Source organism: Candidatus Hydrogenedentota bacterium (genome assembly GCA_019637335.1).
GTDB lineage: Bacteria > Hydrogenedentota > Hydrogenedentia > Hydrogenedentales > JAEUWI01 > JAEUWI01.
In genome coordinates, this window is the sequence record JAHBVV010000001.1 from 580,679 (window position 1) to 599,435 (window position 18,757).

At 64.1% G+C, this 18,757-nt stretch carries 10 protein-coding genes; 5 read left to right on the plus strand and 5 right to left on the minus strand.

Annotated elements, in window-relative coordinates; translation table 11 throughout:
* Positions 1-567: 567 nt before the first annotated feature.
* The 4 genes from KF886_02140 to KF886_02155 form a co-directional block, all read right to left on the minus strand.
* Positions 568-2,175 carry a tetratricopeptide repeat protein gene (locus KF886_02140; protein ID MBX3176138.1) on the minus strand — a complete coding sequence of 536 codons (1,608 nt, stop codon included), beginning with the start codon at positions 2,173-2,175 and terminating at the stop codon, positions 568-570.
* 1 nt (position 2,176) lies between these two features.
* Positions 2,177-2,587: a hypothetical protein gene (locus KF886_02145; GenBank protein MBX3176139.1), complete on the minus strand. Its 411-nt coding sequence runs from the start codon at positions 2,585-2,587 to the stop codon at positions 2,177-2,179.
* On the minus strand, positions 2,584-3,483 hold the full coding sequence (locus KF886_02150) for an AAA family ATPase (GenBank protein ID MBX3176140.1): 900 nt from the start codon (positions 3,481-3,483) through the stop codon (positions 2,584-2,586). Before KF886_02150 ends, KF886_02145 begins: the two co-directional genes overlap by 4 nt.
* A gap of 223 nt (positions 3,484-3,706) precedes the next feature.
* Positions 3,707-6,913: a PSD1 domain-containing protein gene (locus KF886_02155; GenBank protein MBX3176141.1), complete on the minus strand. Its 3,207-nt coding sequence runs from the start codon at positions 6,911-6,913 to the stop codon at positions 3,707-3,709.
* Positions 6,914-7,822: 909 nt separating this feature from the next.
* Between KF886_02155 and KF886_02160 the strand changes: the two genes are divergently transcribed.
* From KF886_02160 to KF886_02170, 3 genes are read left to right on the plus strand one after another with little or no spacing between them, the layout of a single operon-like run.
* Positions 7,823-8,620 carry an actin-binding WH2 domain-containing protein gene (locus tag KF886_02160; GenBank protein ID MBX3176142.1) on the plus strand — a complete coding sequence of 266 codons (798 nt, stop codon included), beginning with the start codon at positions 7,823-7,825 and terminating at the stop codon, positions 8,618-8,620.
* Positions 8,621-8,625: 5 nt separating this feature from the next.
* Entirely contained in the window at positions 8,626-8,916 is a 291-nt protein-coding gene (locus KF886_02165; protein ID MBX3176143.1) for a helix-turn-helix domain-containing protein, read from the plus strand.
* On the plus strand, positions 8,909-9,307 hold the full coding sequence (locus tag KF886_02170) for a hypothetical protein (protein MBX3176144.1): 399 nt from the start codon (positions 8,909-8,911) through the stop codon (positions 9,305-9,307). Before KF886_02165 ends, KF886_02170 begins: the two co-directional genes overlap by 8 nt.
* Before the next feature lie 32 nt (positions 9,308-9,339).
* On the opposite strand, the gene KF886_02175 is transcribed toward KF886_02170, so the two are convergent.
* Positions 9,340-10,434: a hypothetical protein gene (locus KF886_02175; GenBank protein MBX3176145.1), complete on the minus strand. Its 1,095-nt coding sequence runs from the start codon at positions 10,432-10,434 to the stop codon at positions 9,340-9,342.
* Positions 10,435-10,940: 506 nt separating this feature from the next.
* Here KF886_02175 and KF886_02180 point away from each other — a divergent pair.
* Together KF886_02180 and KF886_02185 are read left to right on the plus strand one after the other, a co-directional pair.
* Entirely contained in the window at positions 10,941-12,272 is a 1,332-nt protein-coding gene (locus KF886_02180) for a hypothetical protein (GenBank protein MBX3176146.1), read from the plus strand.
* A 987-nt stretch (positions 12,273-13,259) separates the two neighbouring features.
* Positions 13,260-18,716 carry a hypothetical protein gene (locus KF886_02185; protein MBX3176147.1) on the plus strand — a complete coding sequence of 1,819 codons (5,457 nt, stop codon included), beginning with the start codon at positions 13,260-13,262 and terminating at the stop codon, positions 18,714-18,716.
* Positions 18,717-18,757: the final 41 nt, after the last annotated feature.

The window sequence follows — 18,757 nt, forward strand, 5'->3', positions numbered from 1 at the left end:
AATCAACGAAAGTGCAATTCTTTAGCCATCTGAAGTAGTCGCCCTCGTCGCACCCAACGGTGGCGGCTCTCGGTGATCGAGCACCGTCATCCCCACGAAAGTGGGGATCCAGAGACCATGCAACGTTAACCTCGCAATCCCTCTGGATTCCCGCCTTCGCGGGAATGACGAATACATCCAGTGTAAGTAAGGAATCTCGTATCGGCGAACGCCTTACTTCAGACGGCTAAAGAATTACCGAAAGTGCAATTCTTTAGCCATCTGAAGTAGCGCCAGCCCATTCTTGTCATGCCGAGATACTACGACGAGAGCGCGCCAGGCTGGGAGCGCAGGCGTCCCCGCCTGCAATGCACCGGAGGTGCATGGCGTGTTTGCAATATCGGCGCCTTAGAGCAGGGAGACGACTGAACCCGGATCACCACCGTTTATCCGATTCGCGCCTTCGGCGCGATGCGGGCGGGCCGCCCGCGCTCCCATTTGTCCGCACTTCCGTTGCGGCGCGGGATTTTTCGTCGAGGAATCAAGCCCACTTCATTCCGCTAAAGTATTACCTCAATGTTAACTGGGTTATAAATCTACAAGACCTTCCGTAGATTCCAACCGCCTTTGGATAGCCAGCGCCTCCTGGTGGAAATGTTCCGAACGTTCGATATCTCCGCGCGCCGACGCCAATCCACCCAGTGCCGCCAGCCGGGTCACCTGCCTATCGAGTTGCCCCTTGGCGCGCTCGATTTCGAGGGATTGCAGGAAAAGGGTTTCCGCTGCGTCGAGATCATCACGCGCCCAGGCGATGGCGGCGAGGTGTGCGAGAATAGTAGCTTCTACATTTGACCGGCCGATTTGGCGGTATAGGTCCAGCGCCTCGCGAAGATATCCCTCAGCTGCGTCGAGGTCTCCCTTATCGAAAGTGACGGCGCCAAGGCGGCTCAAGGCACTGGCCTCTCCCGCAGTGCGCCCGACGCTTCGATCTAGTGCTAGCGCCTGACCAAAGTAATCCGCGGCACGTTCAAGATTTCCGCGTGTCCGTTCGATGTCGCCGAGCTCTGCGAGGGTATCCGCTTCGCCATCGACATGGACGGCTTGTCTATAGATTTCTAGCCCTTGACGATAGAGTCTTTCGGCACTGTCCAGATTGCCCCTCGCCTCTTCATTGCTGGCAAGATTGGCAAGCATGTTTGCTTCGCCAATATCGCTGCCGACTTCTTTGTAAACGGCTAATGCTTCGCGAAATAAAGCTTCCGCATTGTCCAGGTCTCCACGCGCCCGAATAGCACTTCCAAGATTGCCCAGCGCACTGGCCTGGCCGTGAAGGTTATGCGTTCCGCGATAGATTTCAAGCGCCTTCCGATAGTGGGATTCAGCACTCTCTCCATCGCCGCGCATTCCGGAGAGATACGCCAGATTGGACAATACTCCCGCATGGTACTCGGCCAAGCCGCAGTCGACACACACGTCAAGCGCCTGATGGAGGATGCGTTCTGCTTTCTCAGGATCGCCGATCCAATTGTATAGAAACCCCAATTCCTGCAACCAATTCAGGAGGTGCGGTGCGAGCCCTTCGTTTGGAGGCAAATCGACCTGGGCTATTCGTTGCTCCAATTCAGCGATGCGAAATCGTTTCTGCGTTGCATCAAGGTTTCTGGAAATCCCGTAGCTGTCCTCACACCCTTCGCGAACGACCACTTCCTGGCTCAACCTTGGCGCGACAAACTCAAAGCCGTGGCTCCGGTATCGCCAGAAATCGGGGGCTTGTGAGGGGAGTAGCGCTGCCACATACGCGGGCACCCAGAATACGACCGGGCAGGGGAAGCGGGTTTCCCACAAGTCGCGCGAGGCGTTCAAAGAACGCAGGGTCGGGTGTTCTTCGGTCTCCGAGGAAACGGAGTGTTCGATGCCTGTCATGAAGAGCGCGGGAGGGTGGATCGTCTCTAATTGACTCGTCACTTCGCCATATACATCCACACACCCGCGGGGCAAGCTAACGACGGCCAGATCAGGGTGGCTTTTTCGGACGCTTTCAATGCAATAGTCCCTCAATATGGGACTATTGCATACGGCAACCGAGATGGAAAAGGTATTCGCCGAAATATCAAGCAGTCGCCGGAGCGCGGCGAGTTCCGCGGCCTGCTCCTGGGTTTCGCGGCCGGAGAGCATGTCGGTGGCGGCGCGCGCCATCTTAGACCTCGCCGGGCGGCGGCGGCGGGGTCAAGCCAGCCACCATCGGATTGAGTCCGTACCATTCCCTGTCGTTGACGTATTGCAGTATGGCGCGGCTATCAATGAGTTCGCGGAATTCGTCTTCCGTATCCTCTGTTCGCGGATACCATCCGCTACGGCGCACTTCCTCAATTATGGGCCAATGTTCGCGCCGGAGCATGCGGGCGTACTCGCGTTCGCCCTCCCTGCGAACCCGGGCGAGGGCCTTGGAATCTATGGGAAGGCCGGATGCCAGGATGGCTTCGCGAACGGAGGCCATCAACTCCGATGGTTGCCCGCCGCACAACTTTATCAATTCCGTTTCGAGGGGCTTCGTCTTGAACAGGTCCTTAGACGCAATGCCGGCCGAGGCGCATCTGCGCTGGATCATGTCGCGCATCCGGTCGAGTCCCGCCCGGTGCGGCTTGGAATCCGGTGGCGGTGTTGCGACCTTGACCATGGGGACAACGGGGACATGGTTGTTGAAACTGGACTTGATGGCTTGTTCGTGGTGGGAGTAGGCCAGAGACAAGGGTAAGGTGTAGACGGTGTGGCATTGAAATGCGGTGAGCTGGGCGGCGCGGTGTATAAAGAGGTACTCTGCCGTTGAGCAACCTGCGTCATCTTTGGGCCGTATGACCATTTTTCGAGATCGTCAAGAAGAACCACGAGGCCCTGGTAGCCCTTGCGGCTGAGTCCGGCGATGGCTTGTCCGATCACGTCATTGGCCGCGGCGAGCCAGTTGTTGGTGTCGGGCTCCAGGAGCTTGCGGATGTCGTCCCTGGCATCGGGACTGCTCTTGAGCGTGGAGGAGATCTTCAACATTCCCGCTTCGAGGCTTGCCCCTTCGAAACTTATCTCGCTGCCAAGGAGTTTCTTGATACGCTCCCATCGATCCGCGAAGTACCCGGGTTTGAGTTGGATTCCTTCACGTTCCTTAAGTTGTTTTGCCAGTTGCCGTACAAGTGCGATGAGGATCTCGGGGAAATCCACGTCATTTCTATCGATGTCATCGTCTGCCTTCACCAGAACCGTAAAATAGCGCCCGCCGGAATCCTGGCGCTCCAATTCTACCTGCAATCGCATCAGTTCGGTGGACTTTCCACTGCCTTTGTGCCCCGCCAGGACCTGGCTCACCGAGTGCTCGGCCATCCGAATGCGAGACGCCAGCCGGTGAACGACGTCCATTTCCCCCCGCGAACGATCCAACGGCACATAGAGGGATTCCTGTTCCGGCGTCAGCGGCGCGAGCGAAAAGGCCCGGTATACGGTCTGAACTTGGTTCATTTGCAAAATTCCATGAGAATTGAAGTCTTGCGTAAGTATACATGATACGTAGCATCTTCACGTAGAATAAGCACTGCTTTGAACTCAGGATAGCCCAAGACACCTACATCAGGCTCAATCGGGGCGAAACGTTTTACGGGCAGATGCTTGCAGGTCCAATAAGCCCGTAAAGGCAATGTCCGGCTTGGGTAACAATTGCTCAGGGTGTTGGGGATTGCTACGCTCAATCCACGAAGCAGAACGCATTGCTGCTCAGCATGACCTGGGCGAAGGCGGCGAGCGCGTTGGGGTCGGGGTGGCCGAGGCGTTCGAGGGCGCGGGTTGCGAATTCGAGCTCGTCGGGGCTGGGTTCGCGCTGGTAGAGGCGGCGGTACATCTCGACGACGGGCGCGGGCATGGGTTGGCCTCCCGCGGCATTGGCCAGGGCTTCGGCGGCCCGCAGCGCCACGGGATGGTTCAGCAGGAAGAGCGCCTGGGGGGCCACGGTGGACTCGTTTCGCGCGGGCACGATGCTGGTCGGGTCCGCGCCGTCGAAGAGCTGGGTGTAGGTGTTGAGGTTGGATCGTGAGGTGCGGTAGTAGAGGGTGCGGCGGGGCGTGCCGAGGTCCACATAGGCCGGCCCGCCGGGGGTACGGTCGAGTTGCCCGGTGGCCGCGAGGATGCTGTCGCGCAGGGATTCCGCGTCGAGCCGGCGGCGGTTCATGCGCGCGAGCAGGATGTTGTCCGGGTCCCGCTCCAGGGCCTCCGGCGATGGCTGGCTGGACTGGCGGAACGCCGCGCTGTGCAGGATTTCGCGGTGGAGCGCCTTGAGGCTCCAGCTGGATTCGATGAAGCGCGCCGCGAGGTGGTCCAGCAATTCCGGGTGGGTCGGGGGCTGTCCCTGCGCGCCGAAATCGCCCGGGGTGCGGACGAGGCCGGTCCCGACGTGGTGCTGCCAGACGCGGTTGGCCATGACGCGCGCGAGGAGGGGCGCGCACTCTTCCGTGAGCCAGGCGGCGAGGTCCGCGCGGCCGCTGCCCGCGGTCACGGGGCGGATGGCGGTACCGCGGACGATGGCGGGCATCTGGCGCGGCACCATGGGGCCGAGATTGGTATAGCTGCCGCGCCGGTGCACGGCGACATCGTGGATGCCGGCGTGTTCGGTTTCCGGCACGCCGCCTTCCTGAATGCCCACCGCCAAATCGAGGGGTTGCGCCAGCTCGGCATCCAGCGCGGCGAGTTCCGCGTTGGCCCTGGCGAGCGGTGAATCGTCCGTTGCGGGCGGCGCCTCGATCCACAGTGGCCCGCCGGGCTCGCCGAGGCGCGCGAGGGCGGCCTGGAGCGGCGGGGACTGATCGGCGGCGTTGATGGCGGCCTGGATCATGGCGGCGGCCGCGTCGAGTGCGGAGTCGTCGCGCTGGCCGTCACGGATCGCGGCATGCCAGGGCGCGAACAGCACGGGATCCAGGTGCGATTCCGCGGCGCCGCGATAGAGCCACCAGACGTCGGCGTTTCCGGCGGCATCGGGCCAGGGGTTGCCCGCATCAAAGGCGGGAAGCACGTCGGCGGCGAAATCCCACGCGGCGCCGTCCGCCTGGATACGCAGGTCGACCTGTGTGGTGTCGCAGGAGTATTCTCCGCGCGGCAACACCGTGAGCAGGATTTGTCCGCCTGCGTCCAGCGCCACCGGTGCGGGCAGGGCGATATCTGCGGATCCGCCGTTGTTCATCTCGGCGGTGGCGAGCACGCGATCGACACCATGCTCCCGGTGCACGAGGGTCCAGGCGATGCCGTCGCCGCAATTGGCGTCGGCATCGGCCAGGCGTCCGGCGACCTGATAGGCCCCGGCGGCGGGCGCGCGCCACCCCACACCCACGCCCTCGCTCGGGCCGGGGTGCACGACGACCGATCGCGCGGGCTGGGTAATCGTGCTGTACTGCACCGCGCTGTCGCTGGCGTTTCCGGTGGCGGAAGGGACGCCGCCGCTGTCCGCGCGCGCGGTGACGCCGGGCAGGGCCTGAAAGTTCGGGGTGGCCTGGTGGAGCGCCGGGGCGATGCCGCCTTCCAGCGCGCGGCGCCATGCGGCGAGCACGTCCGGGTTGAGCGCGGGATCCGCGGGGGCTTCCCGTTGGGTGGCCAGGAGGTAGGCCGCTGTGCGCGCGCGTTCGGCCTGGGCGTGTGCCGCGCGGGAATCGGCCAGCAGCGTTTCGCGCTCCCGCCGCAACGCGTCCCGCCGGGACTCGGCGTCGCGCCGCCTGTCGAGGGTCTCCTGCGACGCAAGCGGCAGGTGCAGGATGGGCGATCCCTCGGTCTTGGCGCCCGGCCCGGGGAGGATGCTGCTGCTGAAGAAGATCCCCGCGAGGCTGTAGTACTCCTCGATGGTGAAGGGGTCGAATTTGTGATCGTGGCAGCGGGCGCAGGCCATGGTCACCCCGAGGAAGGTCCGCGTCACCACATCGACCTGATCGTCCACAATGTCGGTGACCATCTTTTCCTTGTCGGCGTCGCCCTGCGGCCAGTGGCCGATGGCCAGCATGCCCGTGGCGACGAGGCCGTCGCGGTTGAAGTCGCCGCCGGGGCCGGGGATGAGGTCCCCGGCCACCTGGTGGCGCACGAACTCGTCGTAGGGCATGTCTCGGTTCAGCGCGTTTACGACCCAGTCCCGGTAGCGCCAGATCTCCACCGGATCGGTCTTGTCGTTGCCGCGCGAGTCGAAGGAATCCGTGTATCGGACGACATCCAGCCAGTGCCGTCCCCAGCGCTCGCCATAGTGGGGCGAATCGAGGAGGCGCTCGACGAGTTCGGTGTAGGCTTCAGGCCGATCATCCGCCGCGAAGGCCTCCACCTCGTCATGGCGCGGCGGCAGGCCGGTCAACGTGTAGCTCAGGCGGCGGATGAGCGTGCGGCGGTCGGCTTCCGGCGCGGGCGCGAGGCCGTCGGCCTCCAGGCGCGCGAGGAGGAATCGGTCTATGGCGTTGCGGGGCCATTCCGCCTGTTGGACCGCGGGCGGGGCCGGACTCGCCAGGGGCTGGTAGGCCCAGTGCCGGGCGCGGGTTTCGAGCATTTGCGCCGGCACGGGCGCGGGGGCCGGCTTGTATTCGGGCCAGTTGGCGCCGGAGTCGACCCACGCCGCCAGCGTCTCGATTTCCGCGGCGGACAGCGCGCCCTCGGGCGGCATCTTCAGATCGCCCGATTGCCGGATCGCCAGGAGGAGGAGGCTGTCCGGATTGCCCGGTTCCACGGCGGGACCCCGGGAACCCCCGGCGCGCATCGCGGCGAGGGAGTCGAGGCGCAACCCGGATTTCTGCGTTTCCGGGCCGTGGCAGCCGAAGCAATGGGCCGCCAGCATCGGGCGGATGGTCCGCTCGAAGTGGTCCGCGGCGTCCACCAGCGCCGCTGTGGGCGACAGGGCGGGCAGGAGGGCGAACAGGAGGAATAGATGTCGTGGCATGCTGCGTATTCCGATTTGGTCCGGGGCGAAGATGGTAATGATGCGGCGTTTAGTATACCGCACCGGGGGCGTTCCGCAAGCGCGGGTGGCTCGTGTCTGATTGGGAACCGCTAAGGGCGTAAAGAACGCAGGGCAGCCTTGGGCCGCAGCCAAAGAAATGATCACCACGAAGGGCACGAAGACCACGAAGGAAAGAAGTTGGAGAAGGATTGATATTCACGCGAATGCGCAAAGGAGACGATCCAGGGCGCGACCTGCGGTCACGGCGGGCGGGGGATTGGATTTGGAGCCACAGAGAGCACAAAGAACACAAAGAAATTGAGTGATGATGCTTGATTTGCGCGGGCATCTTCGGCCCGGAAGGGCCAGCGCAGTATAGCCCGTGGCAACGACACGGGGAGGAGGGCGCGATTTGTTGTGTCCCTGAAGGGGTCGAAGACGCGCCGTAGGCGGACAGCGCCATGCGGCTTGGATGGCCGTATGCCCGTGATCCTTCAACGTCGCCAACGCGGCGATCCAGGAAAGATGTTGCGCATCCCGCTGTAACCGATAAATCTTCACATGTGCGGGAAGACACGGTTTGGGTTTGGTCTCATTTCGAGACCCAGGAACCCAAGGCAACGCCCAGGGAATAGAGAAGTACATTGCATACGCGGTACGGGACGGCTTGCCGTGGCCTGACTATGCGTACCGTGCCTGGCGCCACATTCGCAACCGTCTGCTAGACACCATAAGGAGCAGCCGGACTCGACGCCTTGTGAGATTGTGTTCCATTATGAATCATTAAGCGTTTGGCATCAAAAGATAGCAAACAGCAATAAACAATAAAATTATATTGACAAAATGCTGAATACAGTATAGTTTAACCATAGAGAGAATCACTTGGATTTCCAACTGAGGAGCTGTGAGATGAGCGATAGAGAGGAATTACACGATCCGGAGCCGATGGAAGAATCCGAAGTCGTGCAACGGGCGGGGCGTTCCGATTCCGCACCGCGAAACACCATCCCGGAGTTTGTCGATGGAATACTACGTCATCGCGAAGAGAACTTCGATGGTATCTTCGCGAATCGTGATACGTTGCGGCAGATCGGGATGCTTCTCGCGATCATATTTGTACTTTCCGCCTTTCATGGATTGACCATGGGGGTTTCCAGCGGCCTTTTGCAGATGCTATCCGCCGCGCTCAAGGTGCCGGTGCTCTATCTGGCCACCCTTGCGGTTTGCTTTCCGATGCTGTACGTCGTAAACGTGATTATGGGATCCCGGCTGAGCTTTCTTCAGACGCTGGCCCTGATCCTGCTTGCGATGGCGCTGAACGCGATTCTCCTGGCGGCCTGCTCGCCGATTGCACTATTCTTCTCTATTACCGGCAGCGGATATCACTTTCTGAAGCTGTTGCATGTGGCAATCTTCGCCTTCAGCGGTGCCTGGGGGATGATGGGGCTCTGGCGGGGACTTGACGCGATGTGTGAGACCTCGGACCTGTATCCGCGCCAGGCGGTGCGGATCCTTCAGATCTGGATTGTCATCTTTGCGTTCGTGGGTACCCAGATGGCGTGGAGCCTGCGCCCATTCATTGGGGCGCCTTCCATGGGCTTTCAGATATTCCGCGAACAAGAAAGCAATTTCTACCAGGGTGTCTGGACTTCCGTCGTGGGGCTCTCTCAGGGGCAGAATGATGGCGCACCCGCATTGGGGCGCTAACCGCAATGCGAGAGATGAACATTGACATCATGACGGTGGAAGACGTGGCGCGCTACCTCAAGCTGAAGCCACAAACGGTGTACAAGTGGGCTCAGGAGGGCCAGATTCCGGCAACGAAATTGGGTAAGGAATGGCGCTTCCGGCGGCGCATCCTCGATGAGTGGATTGACACCGGTATTGCGCTGTCCAAAGGCGGCTTTGACCTGCTGTACCAGCAAGGCGTACTTGAGGTGTCGCGGCAGGGACTGAGCGAGACGGAGATCGCAAGTATTCTGGACGAACTCGATCGTGAGTAAGCGCCAACCCATCGTTGTACTCGCGCCGGACGTTATCATCAGAGGTTTCGTCGCAAGTGACTTCCGGGAGGTGCTTATCCACTGGCGCGACGGAGCGATCATTCCCGCCGTGACCCGGGAGCTTCTGGTGTACTACTTGAAGGCGCTGCGGGTTGCAGGTATACCTGACAGCCAATTGCGGCGATGGGCTATATGGTTCACGGCGCGAGAAAAAACGCGCTTCATGGCCCAGCCCGGGGACCCGGGAATGTCGCTGCGCGCGACCTTGCTGGATGCCGCGCTTCGGTGCGACGCAACGTGCATAATCTCCGGCGGCGCTTCCATAGAATCGCCCGGATCACCGCTGCCATGGATGAGTGTTGCGGAATTCCTGGGCGGCGAGCGATCATAATACGGGTGGGCAAGCGTGACCGGTCACGGCCTTTACACCCCATTCCAATCGGCGTGCTCGACTTCGGCGCGGTACCATTCGAAGGCGCCGGTTTCCAGGTCCCAGGTGACGGTTGCGCGGGTGGGGATGCGTATGCCGTTTCGGGTGTCGAAGCTGTCGGGATCGAGGTCGACGCGCCATGGCTCAAGCGTGGCGCCGCCGGGGCGGGTGTAGTAGCGGCGGGCGCGGATGCGTTCGGGGTCGCCGGCGGCGTTGAATTCGAAACAGACCTCGGCGCTTGTCTCGCCGACGGCGAGGGTCGCGGTGGCGGAACGTGGGCCGCCGGCGGTCCACTGGATGCCGCCGCGGAGGGCGGCGGAGGGCAGCCAGATGATCTCGGCCAGGTAGCGGACGAGTGCGCCCTGATCGATCTCGGGCCCGGTGGCGTCGGCGATGGGGAGGCAGGATAGGGCCTTGACGCACATGCGCCCGCGCGCGCCCAGGAGGGAATCGCGCCCGGCGATGTGAAAGCCCGGGCCGGCGGTGACGTCCGCGAGCCAGACGAAGCCGGGCTTCTCCGCGTTGAACCACTGCTCCGCGTGCACTGGCATCCAGCGCCCCTCCGGCGCGGTTCGCATGGTCGCGGCCTGCCGCAGGCGGGCGGTTCGGACCAGGGGCTTGCCGATGACCTCCGCCCGGCGCAGCCAGGTGGCGACGGGACCCGGAAGTTGGGCAAGCGCGGCCTCGTTCACAATCGCGCTGGCGGGACCGGCGTCCGCGAGCAGGGCGGCCACGTCGCGAAGCGCGGCGCGGCGGAAGCGCCAGTGCAGGAATGCGGCGAGCACGGCGATCAGGATGAGCAGGTTCGGGATGGTCCCGAATTTCGCGTCGGCCCAGAAGGCGACGGCGAGAAACTGCGACAGGGCGACGCCCGCGAGCGCGAGCATCCACCAGGTGTCCCGCCGCGACACGTACGCCGCGGCCGAGAGGATGAAGAGGAAGGCGCAGGCCATCCACAGCGCGCCGTAGGCCTTTGAAACGGGCATGGTCAGACCGGTATTGGCAATGGGGTCGGCCGCTTCGGCGAATCCCGTGATGTGACTGAAGCCGTGCAGGCAAAGCAGGGCGGCGAGGATGAACTTCGGCATGCATTCCCCAATCATATTGGCGCCGGATCGGTCGGCGCGCGCGGAGACAGTGTAGCACGCCGCGCGGGCTTTGATCTGGCGCGGGGAAGATCGTAGGCTGTTGTAGCCGTTTTCATCCGGGCTGTCATTCTCGCGAACGCGGGCTGTCGGTTTAGCTGGTACGGACGGCTTAAAACCTACAAGTTTGTGCTGCTGTCCTACAGCGTCATTCCCGCGAACGCGGGAATCCAGTGGAATACGGAGGTTTGTGCGTTCGCGTTCCTGGATCTCCGCGTTCGCGGAGATGACGGAATTGCTCAAATTTTTTCCGTACTGTGGGGTGAGTTGAGTAAATTAACAGCCCCGAACGCGGGAATCCAGTGGAGTCCGCGGTTTGCGCGTTCAGGTCACTGGATCTCCGCGTTCGCGGAGATGACGGAACCTCAGGTGTTCTCGGATCGAGCGCCTGCTTTTCGTGCGGCCTGCTTCAGGCTGCGCCAAGCTTACATATTCTCAGGACCCCTGCCATGCGCCTCACAGTTGCTTTGTTAGCCGCTTTTTTCGCCAGCGCCCTCTCCGTCTCCGCCGGCCCGCTGCCCACCCCCGTCGTGCTTGCGGAGGAGTCGGTGTACACCTTTGTGTCGCCGGACAACGGATCCGGGCCGCTCTGGTCCTTCGGTTGCACGTCGATCGTGCGGTCCGGAGACGAGGTGATCGTCAGCGAAATGGAGACCGGCGAAGGCGTCCCCCGGCTCTGCAATACGCGCTGGCGCCTGCTCCAGCGCACCGACGACGGCTGGAAGATGTTCCAGGAGGCCGAGGGCTACCGCCAGCGCGAGCCCTGCTCCATCGGCGTCAGCGCGGAAGGCGAACTTTTCCTCTACGCGAACGATTCGCTGCACCCGCCGGGCGCGGAATACCTCGACTGCGAGCCGCATCTGCTTCGTTTTTCGCTGCGGGACAAGGCGACCCCGCCGGTGAAGCTATCGCCGGTGTGGAACATCGAATCCCCCTATTTCACCGACCATTCGTACCGGGGATACGGCGTGGATGGCCCCCGCGGCGAGGCGCTGATGCTGAACATCGACGCGAATACCAGCATCCAGCACTGGGCGCACCTGGATCGCGCGGGGAAGACCCTGGCCAACGGGGCGATTACGTTTCCCATCCGCTCGTGTTACCCGCAGGTGGCGCTGAAGGACCGGTCCGCGCATGTCCTGGTGATCGGAGACATCGTGGAGCCGGTCGAGGCGTGGCGCGCGTTCAAATCCGAGCAGACCGGACAGAAATGGGACTATGTGTTCCGCATTCTGTATTACACGTGGACGCCGGACACCCTGGCCACGCCGTTTGCGGAACCCATTGAAATCGCCAATGTCGACGACACAGCCGGCCACATCCGGAATGAGGACCTGTGGGTGGCGCCGGACGGCGCGGCGTACCTGCTGTACCACGAGACCGAGGTGCACACGCCGATGATGCGCGACAAGTTCTTCCCGGACAAGACAGTGGGCTACCGCCTGCACCTGGCGGTCGTACGCGATGGCGTCGTGGCCGAACGGCACGTGCTCCAGCCGGATACCATCAGCCCGGGCGCGGGCTTCGGTCGATTTCACGAAACGCCGGATGGCCGGGTGTATGCGGTGGTCTACCTGGCCAACGAGGATCCCGGCAACTACCTGCTGCCCATCTACCCCCAGGTCGATCCGCACGCGAAGGTGAAGATACCGCTGCAGAAACCCATCAGCGCGTTCAGCCTCGCCGGCGTGCGCAGCGGTACGGCGCCCTCCAACACCATCGACATCCTCGGCTACGGCGGCAACAGCGACATGGTCTACGCCCAGGTGGAACTGCGCTAACGCCCGGGGTCCGATTCGCCCCGGCCAATCGCATTCAATATGGATCGAGGAGGATGGGCGTTTGCCCCTGACGATTTGGACCCTCGAATCAAGGATCGTGAGCGTATTGGAGCGCCGGCATCTCCGCCGGCAAGGTCCGTGATTCGCCGCGGCGAAATCCCAGCGCTCCAACTCGCGCCCTTCTTTACATTGCAGGTGGATCGTATGGCGCTCGGCTCGGATTGGACGTTAAAATGGGGCGCCGTTCTGGTATTACCGCACCTCGGCAGTGGGGAAGTTAGAAAAGTCTCGATTTTAGGTAATACTTTAGCCGTATGAAGTAGCGCCAGCCCATTCTTGTCATGCCGCGTTACTACGACGAGAGCTCGCAAGGCTGGGAGCGCAGGCGTCCCCGCCTGCAATGCACCGGAGGTGCATGGCGTATTTGCAATATCGGCACACTTGATCGGCGAGAGAATTGGAGCCGGACTACCGCTGATTAGCAGACTCGCGCCTCCGGCGCGTTGCGGGCGGGCCGCCCGCGCTCCCATTCGTCCGCACTTCCGTTGCGGCCCGGGATTTTTCGTCGAGGAATCAAGCCAGCTTCATTCCGCTAAAGAATTACGATTTTAGCAGTTCGGCGAAAACCCGTTATGATACGGGCTTTCAGCCTTGGCCGAAATAGCCGTCATTTTTCCTGGGCCTGCGGCCCAGGCTGATATGATCGGGCGCCTTCGGCGCAGAAGAAATGATATTCCGAAAATAAGGGCCGAAGGCCTGCTTCAAACCAGCCTGGGCCATCGGCCCAGGCAAAGGGCTCAAACAGGTGATAAGGGCTGAAGGCCCGCTCCATAGCGCTCGTAATTCATCGGTCAGAACTGCACCTTAAAATGTGATTCCCGCGCCGGCGCGTTCCGGCCCCTGTAGCGAATGCGGGCCCGCGTGGTAAGGTAAGGGACTGGATCGAGGCAGGGCTCGGGTTTGGGTCCCGATGAGGCGGAAGTTTCCATGATGCACGACACGCGCGCTTTTTTCCGGACGTTCACGGGGTGTATGGCGATACTCGCGGCCTTTTTCTGGATTGCGCCGGCGCATGGCCAGACAAAGCAGGCCGCCAATGACGCCACGCTGAACGGGACCTACTTCGCGCAGGATTTGTACGAGATCCTCAGCGGGCGTCAGGAACTGGGGCGGGGATTTCGCCTGTTCAATGGAACCGGCCAACTGAACCGCCTGTTCACGTATCCGGAGTCCACGGTACTGAATTACGAAGTCGCATCGGACGCCACCTTCCGGCTGTTCACCGGCGCGTACAACGCCGGATTCAACGGCAGCGTGGGCCTGGGCGGGGAGTTGGCCGTGTTTACGCGGCAGGCGCCGCCCAACCAGGAATCCGCCGCGCGCGACGGGTACGCAAGCCTCCAGGTTTCCATACGGCAGACCGCGAGCCGCCGCGATAACGCGTTCAGCGGGGCCTACAGCTACCACGGGCTGTTGCGCCTGAACAACGGCGCTTACCAGACCAGTTTCGGCCTGGCGGAATCCGAGGGTCGCGGCAGCTACGTGCTTATCCGCGAAGACCGCGTGGTCCGGAACTACAACTACGATGTCATTCAGGACGGGACCATCGCGCTGGGCGGCCAGCCCGCCGCCGCGGGGGCGATCCTCGCGGGCGGCGGCTTCATTGCAAACACCGCCAGTTTCGGCAGTGGCCGCGACCCGGAAATTCCGGGCGGCTATTCGGGACTCGCCCTTTACGTGCGCCGATTTCCGAACAACAGCGGAACGATTGATCGCTTCCGCGGCACGTACCGCGTGCACCGCATCGCGGCGGGATCCGGAACGCCGGTGGCGGAAACCGGCGCAGTGACAGCGGGCGGCAACGGTTATTTCTTCGGCGCCGCCGGTGGGCGCGACTACGATGGCCAGATTCTGTTTAACGGAAGCGGCACGTTCACGATCGCCGGCAGCACGGCCTTTCAGGGGACCCTGGGCGAGAACGGCGGCATCGCCGTGATCTCCTCGACGCCCGGGCGGCCTCCCGTGCTGGAGCTCTGGGTGCGCATCGCGGGCGGCACGGGCAATGCGCTGGATTCCGACGGCGATGGCCTCACCGACGCCGAAGAGGCCGCGCTGGGCACGAACCCCAACAATGCCGATTCGGACGGGGACGGCCTGCTGGACAATGCCGACCCGCGCCCGCTGGTCGCCGACAATGTGTTCTCCGCAACCCTGAGCGAGCCGGCTATCACGGCGGAGCCGGGCGGGCCGCCAATAACGGACGTGACGCTTGAGCTCGACAGCAACGGCTTTCCATTTTTCGAGTGGTCCCTGAATTCGAGCGCGCCCTGGCTGACCTTCACCCGGGACGAAGGCTTCGGCGACGATACCGTAAACCTCCGGATTAACCTCCCGGCGCTGGGCGCCGAGGACAGCCCGCACACCGCGCGCATTACCGTCAATGCGCCCGCGATGCGCCCGCTGGACCCCGTCACGCTGACGGTAAACATCGCCTCGTCCCAGGTGGACCTCGCGCTGAACCCGGACGCGATCTCGCTTTCCGCCGTGGAAGGCGGCGCGCCGGTCACGGGGTCGGTGGAAATCAGCAGCCCCGACGGCGCGGATTTCTCCTGGCGCGCGGAGACCGAGTTCCCGTGGATCACGGTCGTCCCATCCCAGGGGAACGGTCCCGCAACCGCCGAAATCGCGGCGGATCCCGCTACCCTGACGGCGGCGGGCTCCCCGCATATCGGGACCGTGGTCTTTATACCGGGCGGCGCCGGGACCAAGCGCTTCCCGCTGGTGGTGACGGCCGAGGTGGTTCCGCGGCGGGATGTCGGCGCGCCCTTCGGGGTTGCGCCGTCGAGTTTGGCGCAGTCGCAGCCCGCCGTCGCCTTCGACGCCTCGACCGGCATCTGGACGATCGCGTGGATCGAAGATCAGCAGGTGCGCGCCGCGCTGTACGACGCCGAACTGCTTCCGCTGACCCAGCCGGTCACGGTTTCGCTGAGCGCCCTCGGCACGGCGTCGAAACCGGCGGCCGTGGCCTTGGAAGAGGAGGGCGCGGCGTGGCTCTTCTGGGAGCAGCGCACCAGCCCGACGGCGGACGCGTTCATCCAGGGCCGTTCCTTCGATCTGAACGCGCGCACCCTTGGAACTTCCTTTGGCGTCACCACGGGCTCCGGCGACAAGAGCAATCCACGCGCTGTGTGGAACGCCGCCGCCAACCACGTCGCGGTGACCTTCGGCCAGGACTTCAGCGGCGGCGCCTTTCTCGGCCTCGTCCGGCTGGACGGCGCCACGCGTGCGTCCATCTCCACGGGGTTCGTGGCCGCGAGCGATAATCCCCAGCTTGCGCCGGATATCGCGTGGCTGCCGGACGCCAACGCGTACCTGGTGGCCTGGCGCGAGGAGGTCCCGAACGAGGAAGAAACGCTGGTGCAGGTGCGCGCGCAGCGTCTCGCCGGAAACACCGGGACCGCCGAAGGGGCGGTTATCATCGTCAGCGAGCATGCGCCGGGGGCGGAAGCGATCCGGGTGGTCGCCGCGCCCGAGCAGAACCGTTGGATTGTGACCTGGGGCGAGGCGGGCGGACGCCAGAACGGGATCGCGGTGCACGCGGATGGCGCGCTGGGCGCGGTGCGGTCCATCGACACCGCGCGCCGGGCCGGATCCGCCGTGGCCCTAGGGCACAATGCCGCGTCGAAGCAGGCCCTGATGATCTGGAACCGCGACCCGGTCGCCGCGCCGCGAGGCGTCTACGCCACGGTGGCCGGAAATGGCCAGCTGCTCGGGGATATCACCAATCTGCCGGGCAACCCCGAAATCGCGAGCAGCGCGGCCGCGGGCGCGAACCCCGAGGCCAACGAGTTCCTGCTGGTTTGGGAGGATCCCACGACGATTCCCCGCCGCCTGACCGCCTTGCGTCTGGATGGCGGATCCGACGATGTCGACGGCGATGGCCTGCCGAACGAATGGGAGTTGCAGTACGGTCTGGACCCCGCCAGCCCCGACGGAGACGACGGCGCGGAAGGCGATCCCGATGGCGATGGACTGACCAATGCCGCCGAGTACATGCTGGGTACGGACCCGACCAACCCGGACACGGATGGCGACGGGTTGCTGGATGGCCAGGAAGACCGGAATGGCGACGGCGTCATCGGGGATGGCGAGACGAGCCCGTTGGAGACCGATACCGATGGCGATGGGGTGGATGACGGCGTGGAGTGGTTTCTTGGCAGTGACGGAAGCGATCCCGAGAGCCTGCCCGGCTCGGGGATCTACCGCGTGGACTACGGCGTCTGGACGCCGGGCGTCGCGGGGGAACTGACGGTATCGATCTATCTCGCCGAGCCCGGCCGCTACGCCGTGCGCGTGAATCCGGATGGGGCGCTGAACCAGAACGCGCCCCAGGGATGGGCCATCGGATCGGCGGACGGCGGGGAGCCGGTGGACTATGAAGCCGGGGCGCACACGCTCACCTACGCCATCACGCCGGGCGCGCAGCTGGACGCCGAGACGGCCTACGGAACCTTCGGGTTTGTGCTTGTGGATGATGCGGGGACCTCAATCGCCGAATACACGGCGGTCCTGGTGGCGGATCCGCTCCCCGTTTACACCGGCGAGGGCGAATCCTCCGCGGAGGCCCTGGCGCGGGCGCACGCGCCCGTCCTGCGGCTGCACCGCGACGCCGTCTTCGCGCCGGTTCCCGTGGAGGTGTCGCTGTCGGCCGGCACGCTGGATCTGGGCAACACGATGGCCCTGCGCAGCGCGCCGTGGGCCGTCGATCTGCACCAGACGCCGAACGCGAACGCGCACCTTGACCTGCCGGGCGAAAACACGGGCGAACTCTTCGCCGCGTATCCGCCGGCCGAAGAACTTCCCGAGCCGGTGCTCTACTACACGGTCGCGCCGCTGGGAAACCGCTCCGTGGAACCGGGCGCCAATACGGCCCACCTGTCGATCCAGTACTACCTGCATTTCTTCGCCGACGTGTGGGGATTGGACCAGACCGGCGGCCACCGCCACGAGGGCGACTGGGAGGTCTTCCAGGTGCTGCTCGACGAGGACCTGCGCCCCTACCGCGCCACGGCCACCCAGCAATGGGCCCTCGCGCAACGGGATCCCGCGGTCGCGGGCGGGGAAAGCATCGCCTGGGACGCGCTGGAGCGCATGGGCGGCGACCGGCCCGTACTGTACGTGGGCCAGGGCGGCAATTCGCTCTATTTCGAGCCCGGCGCCACGCGCTACGGATCCGGTCTCGAAGTGCACGACGGCCTCGGCTACTGGCTGTTGCCGACCGGCGGCGACGGGCCGCTCGTGACCACCGACTACGGCGATCAGATGCCGCTGCGGCTGCTCCCGCTCGGGCGCCTGTCCGGCGAGGACGCCGCGCCCTGGCTGCGCTACGCGGGGCGCTGGGGACAGCCCGGCTACCCCGTGCCCGAAGGGGACAGCGACAGCCCGGCGGTGAACGATGGGCCGCTGGGGCCGGCCTTTCTCGGGACGGCGGGTCCCGGCGATCCCGATGGCGTGGCGCGCGTCTACGGCGATCCCTTCGCGTTTGCCGCGCGCATGCCACAGGCCCCGGAAACGCCGATGACCAGCGTGCGCGGCGTGATCCCGGATGAGGCGTTTTTCGACAAGACCCTGCTCCTGCTGGATTCGCGCGGACGCGTATACAGCACAACCATCACGCCGGGCAACGGCGCCTTCGACGTCGAGGTCCCGGTGCAGACATACCTCCTGGCGGTGGTGGACACCACGCCCTTCGGCCGGCCGGTTTTCGTGGCATCCGCGCGTTTCCGGGCGGGCGACATCGACACGCCGCTGTTGCGGGCCACCGAAGGCATTACGGCGGCCGGTCTGCTCGAACCGGAGGGCGCGTTGCTGATCGGCGAGGGGAACTATCCCTTCCGCGACACGGATGGCGACGGAATGGTCGACAGCGAGGATCCCGACATCGATGGCGACGGGATACCGAACGCGGAAGACCCCGACATGATCGGCGATGGCTGGGCGGACGCGTTTCAGGCCCAGGATCCCGATGGCGACGGCATCCCCAATTTCCTGGACCCCGATGACGACGGGGATGGCGTCCCGGACGCCGTAGACCCCGATCGGGACGGCAATGGCGTGCCCGACGCCGACGAGCCCGCCGACACGGACGGCGACGGCTACCCCGATGCCCTGGATCTGGACATCGACAACGATGGATTCGACAACGCCACGGAAATTGCCGCGGGCAGCGACCCCTACCACTTCCTGGACACGCCGTTGCAGCGGGTGGGGGATGTGAACCAGGATGGGGCCATCAACGCCGCCGATGGGCAGCTCATGGTGAACATGGTGCTGCGGCGGGCCGCCTTCCATCCGCTGGCGGACTTCAATCTCAACGGAATGGTTGATGCGGGCGATGTGCAGGCGCTGATTAATCGCATCCTGCAACTGCCGCCCGAAGAATAAAAAACGGGCGCCGGATCCCGGGGATCCAGCGCCCGATTCAT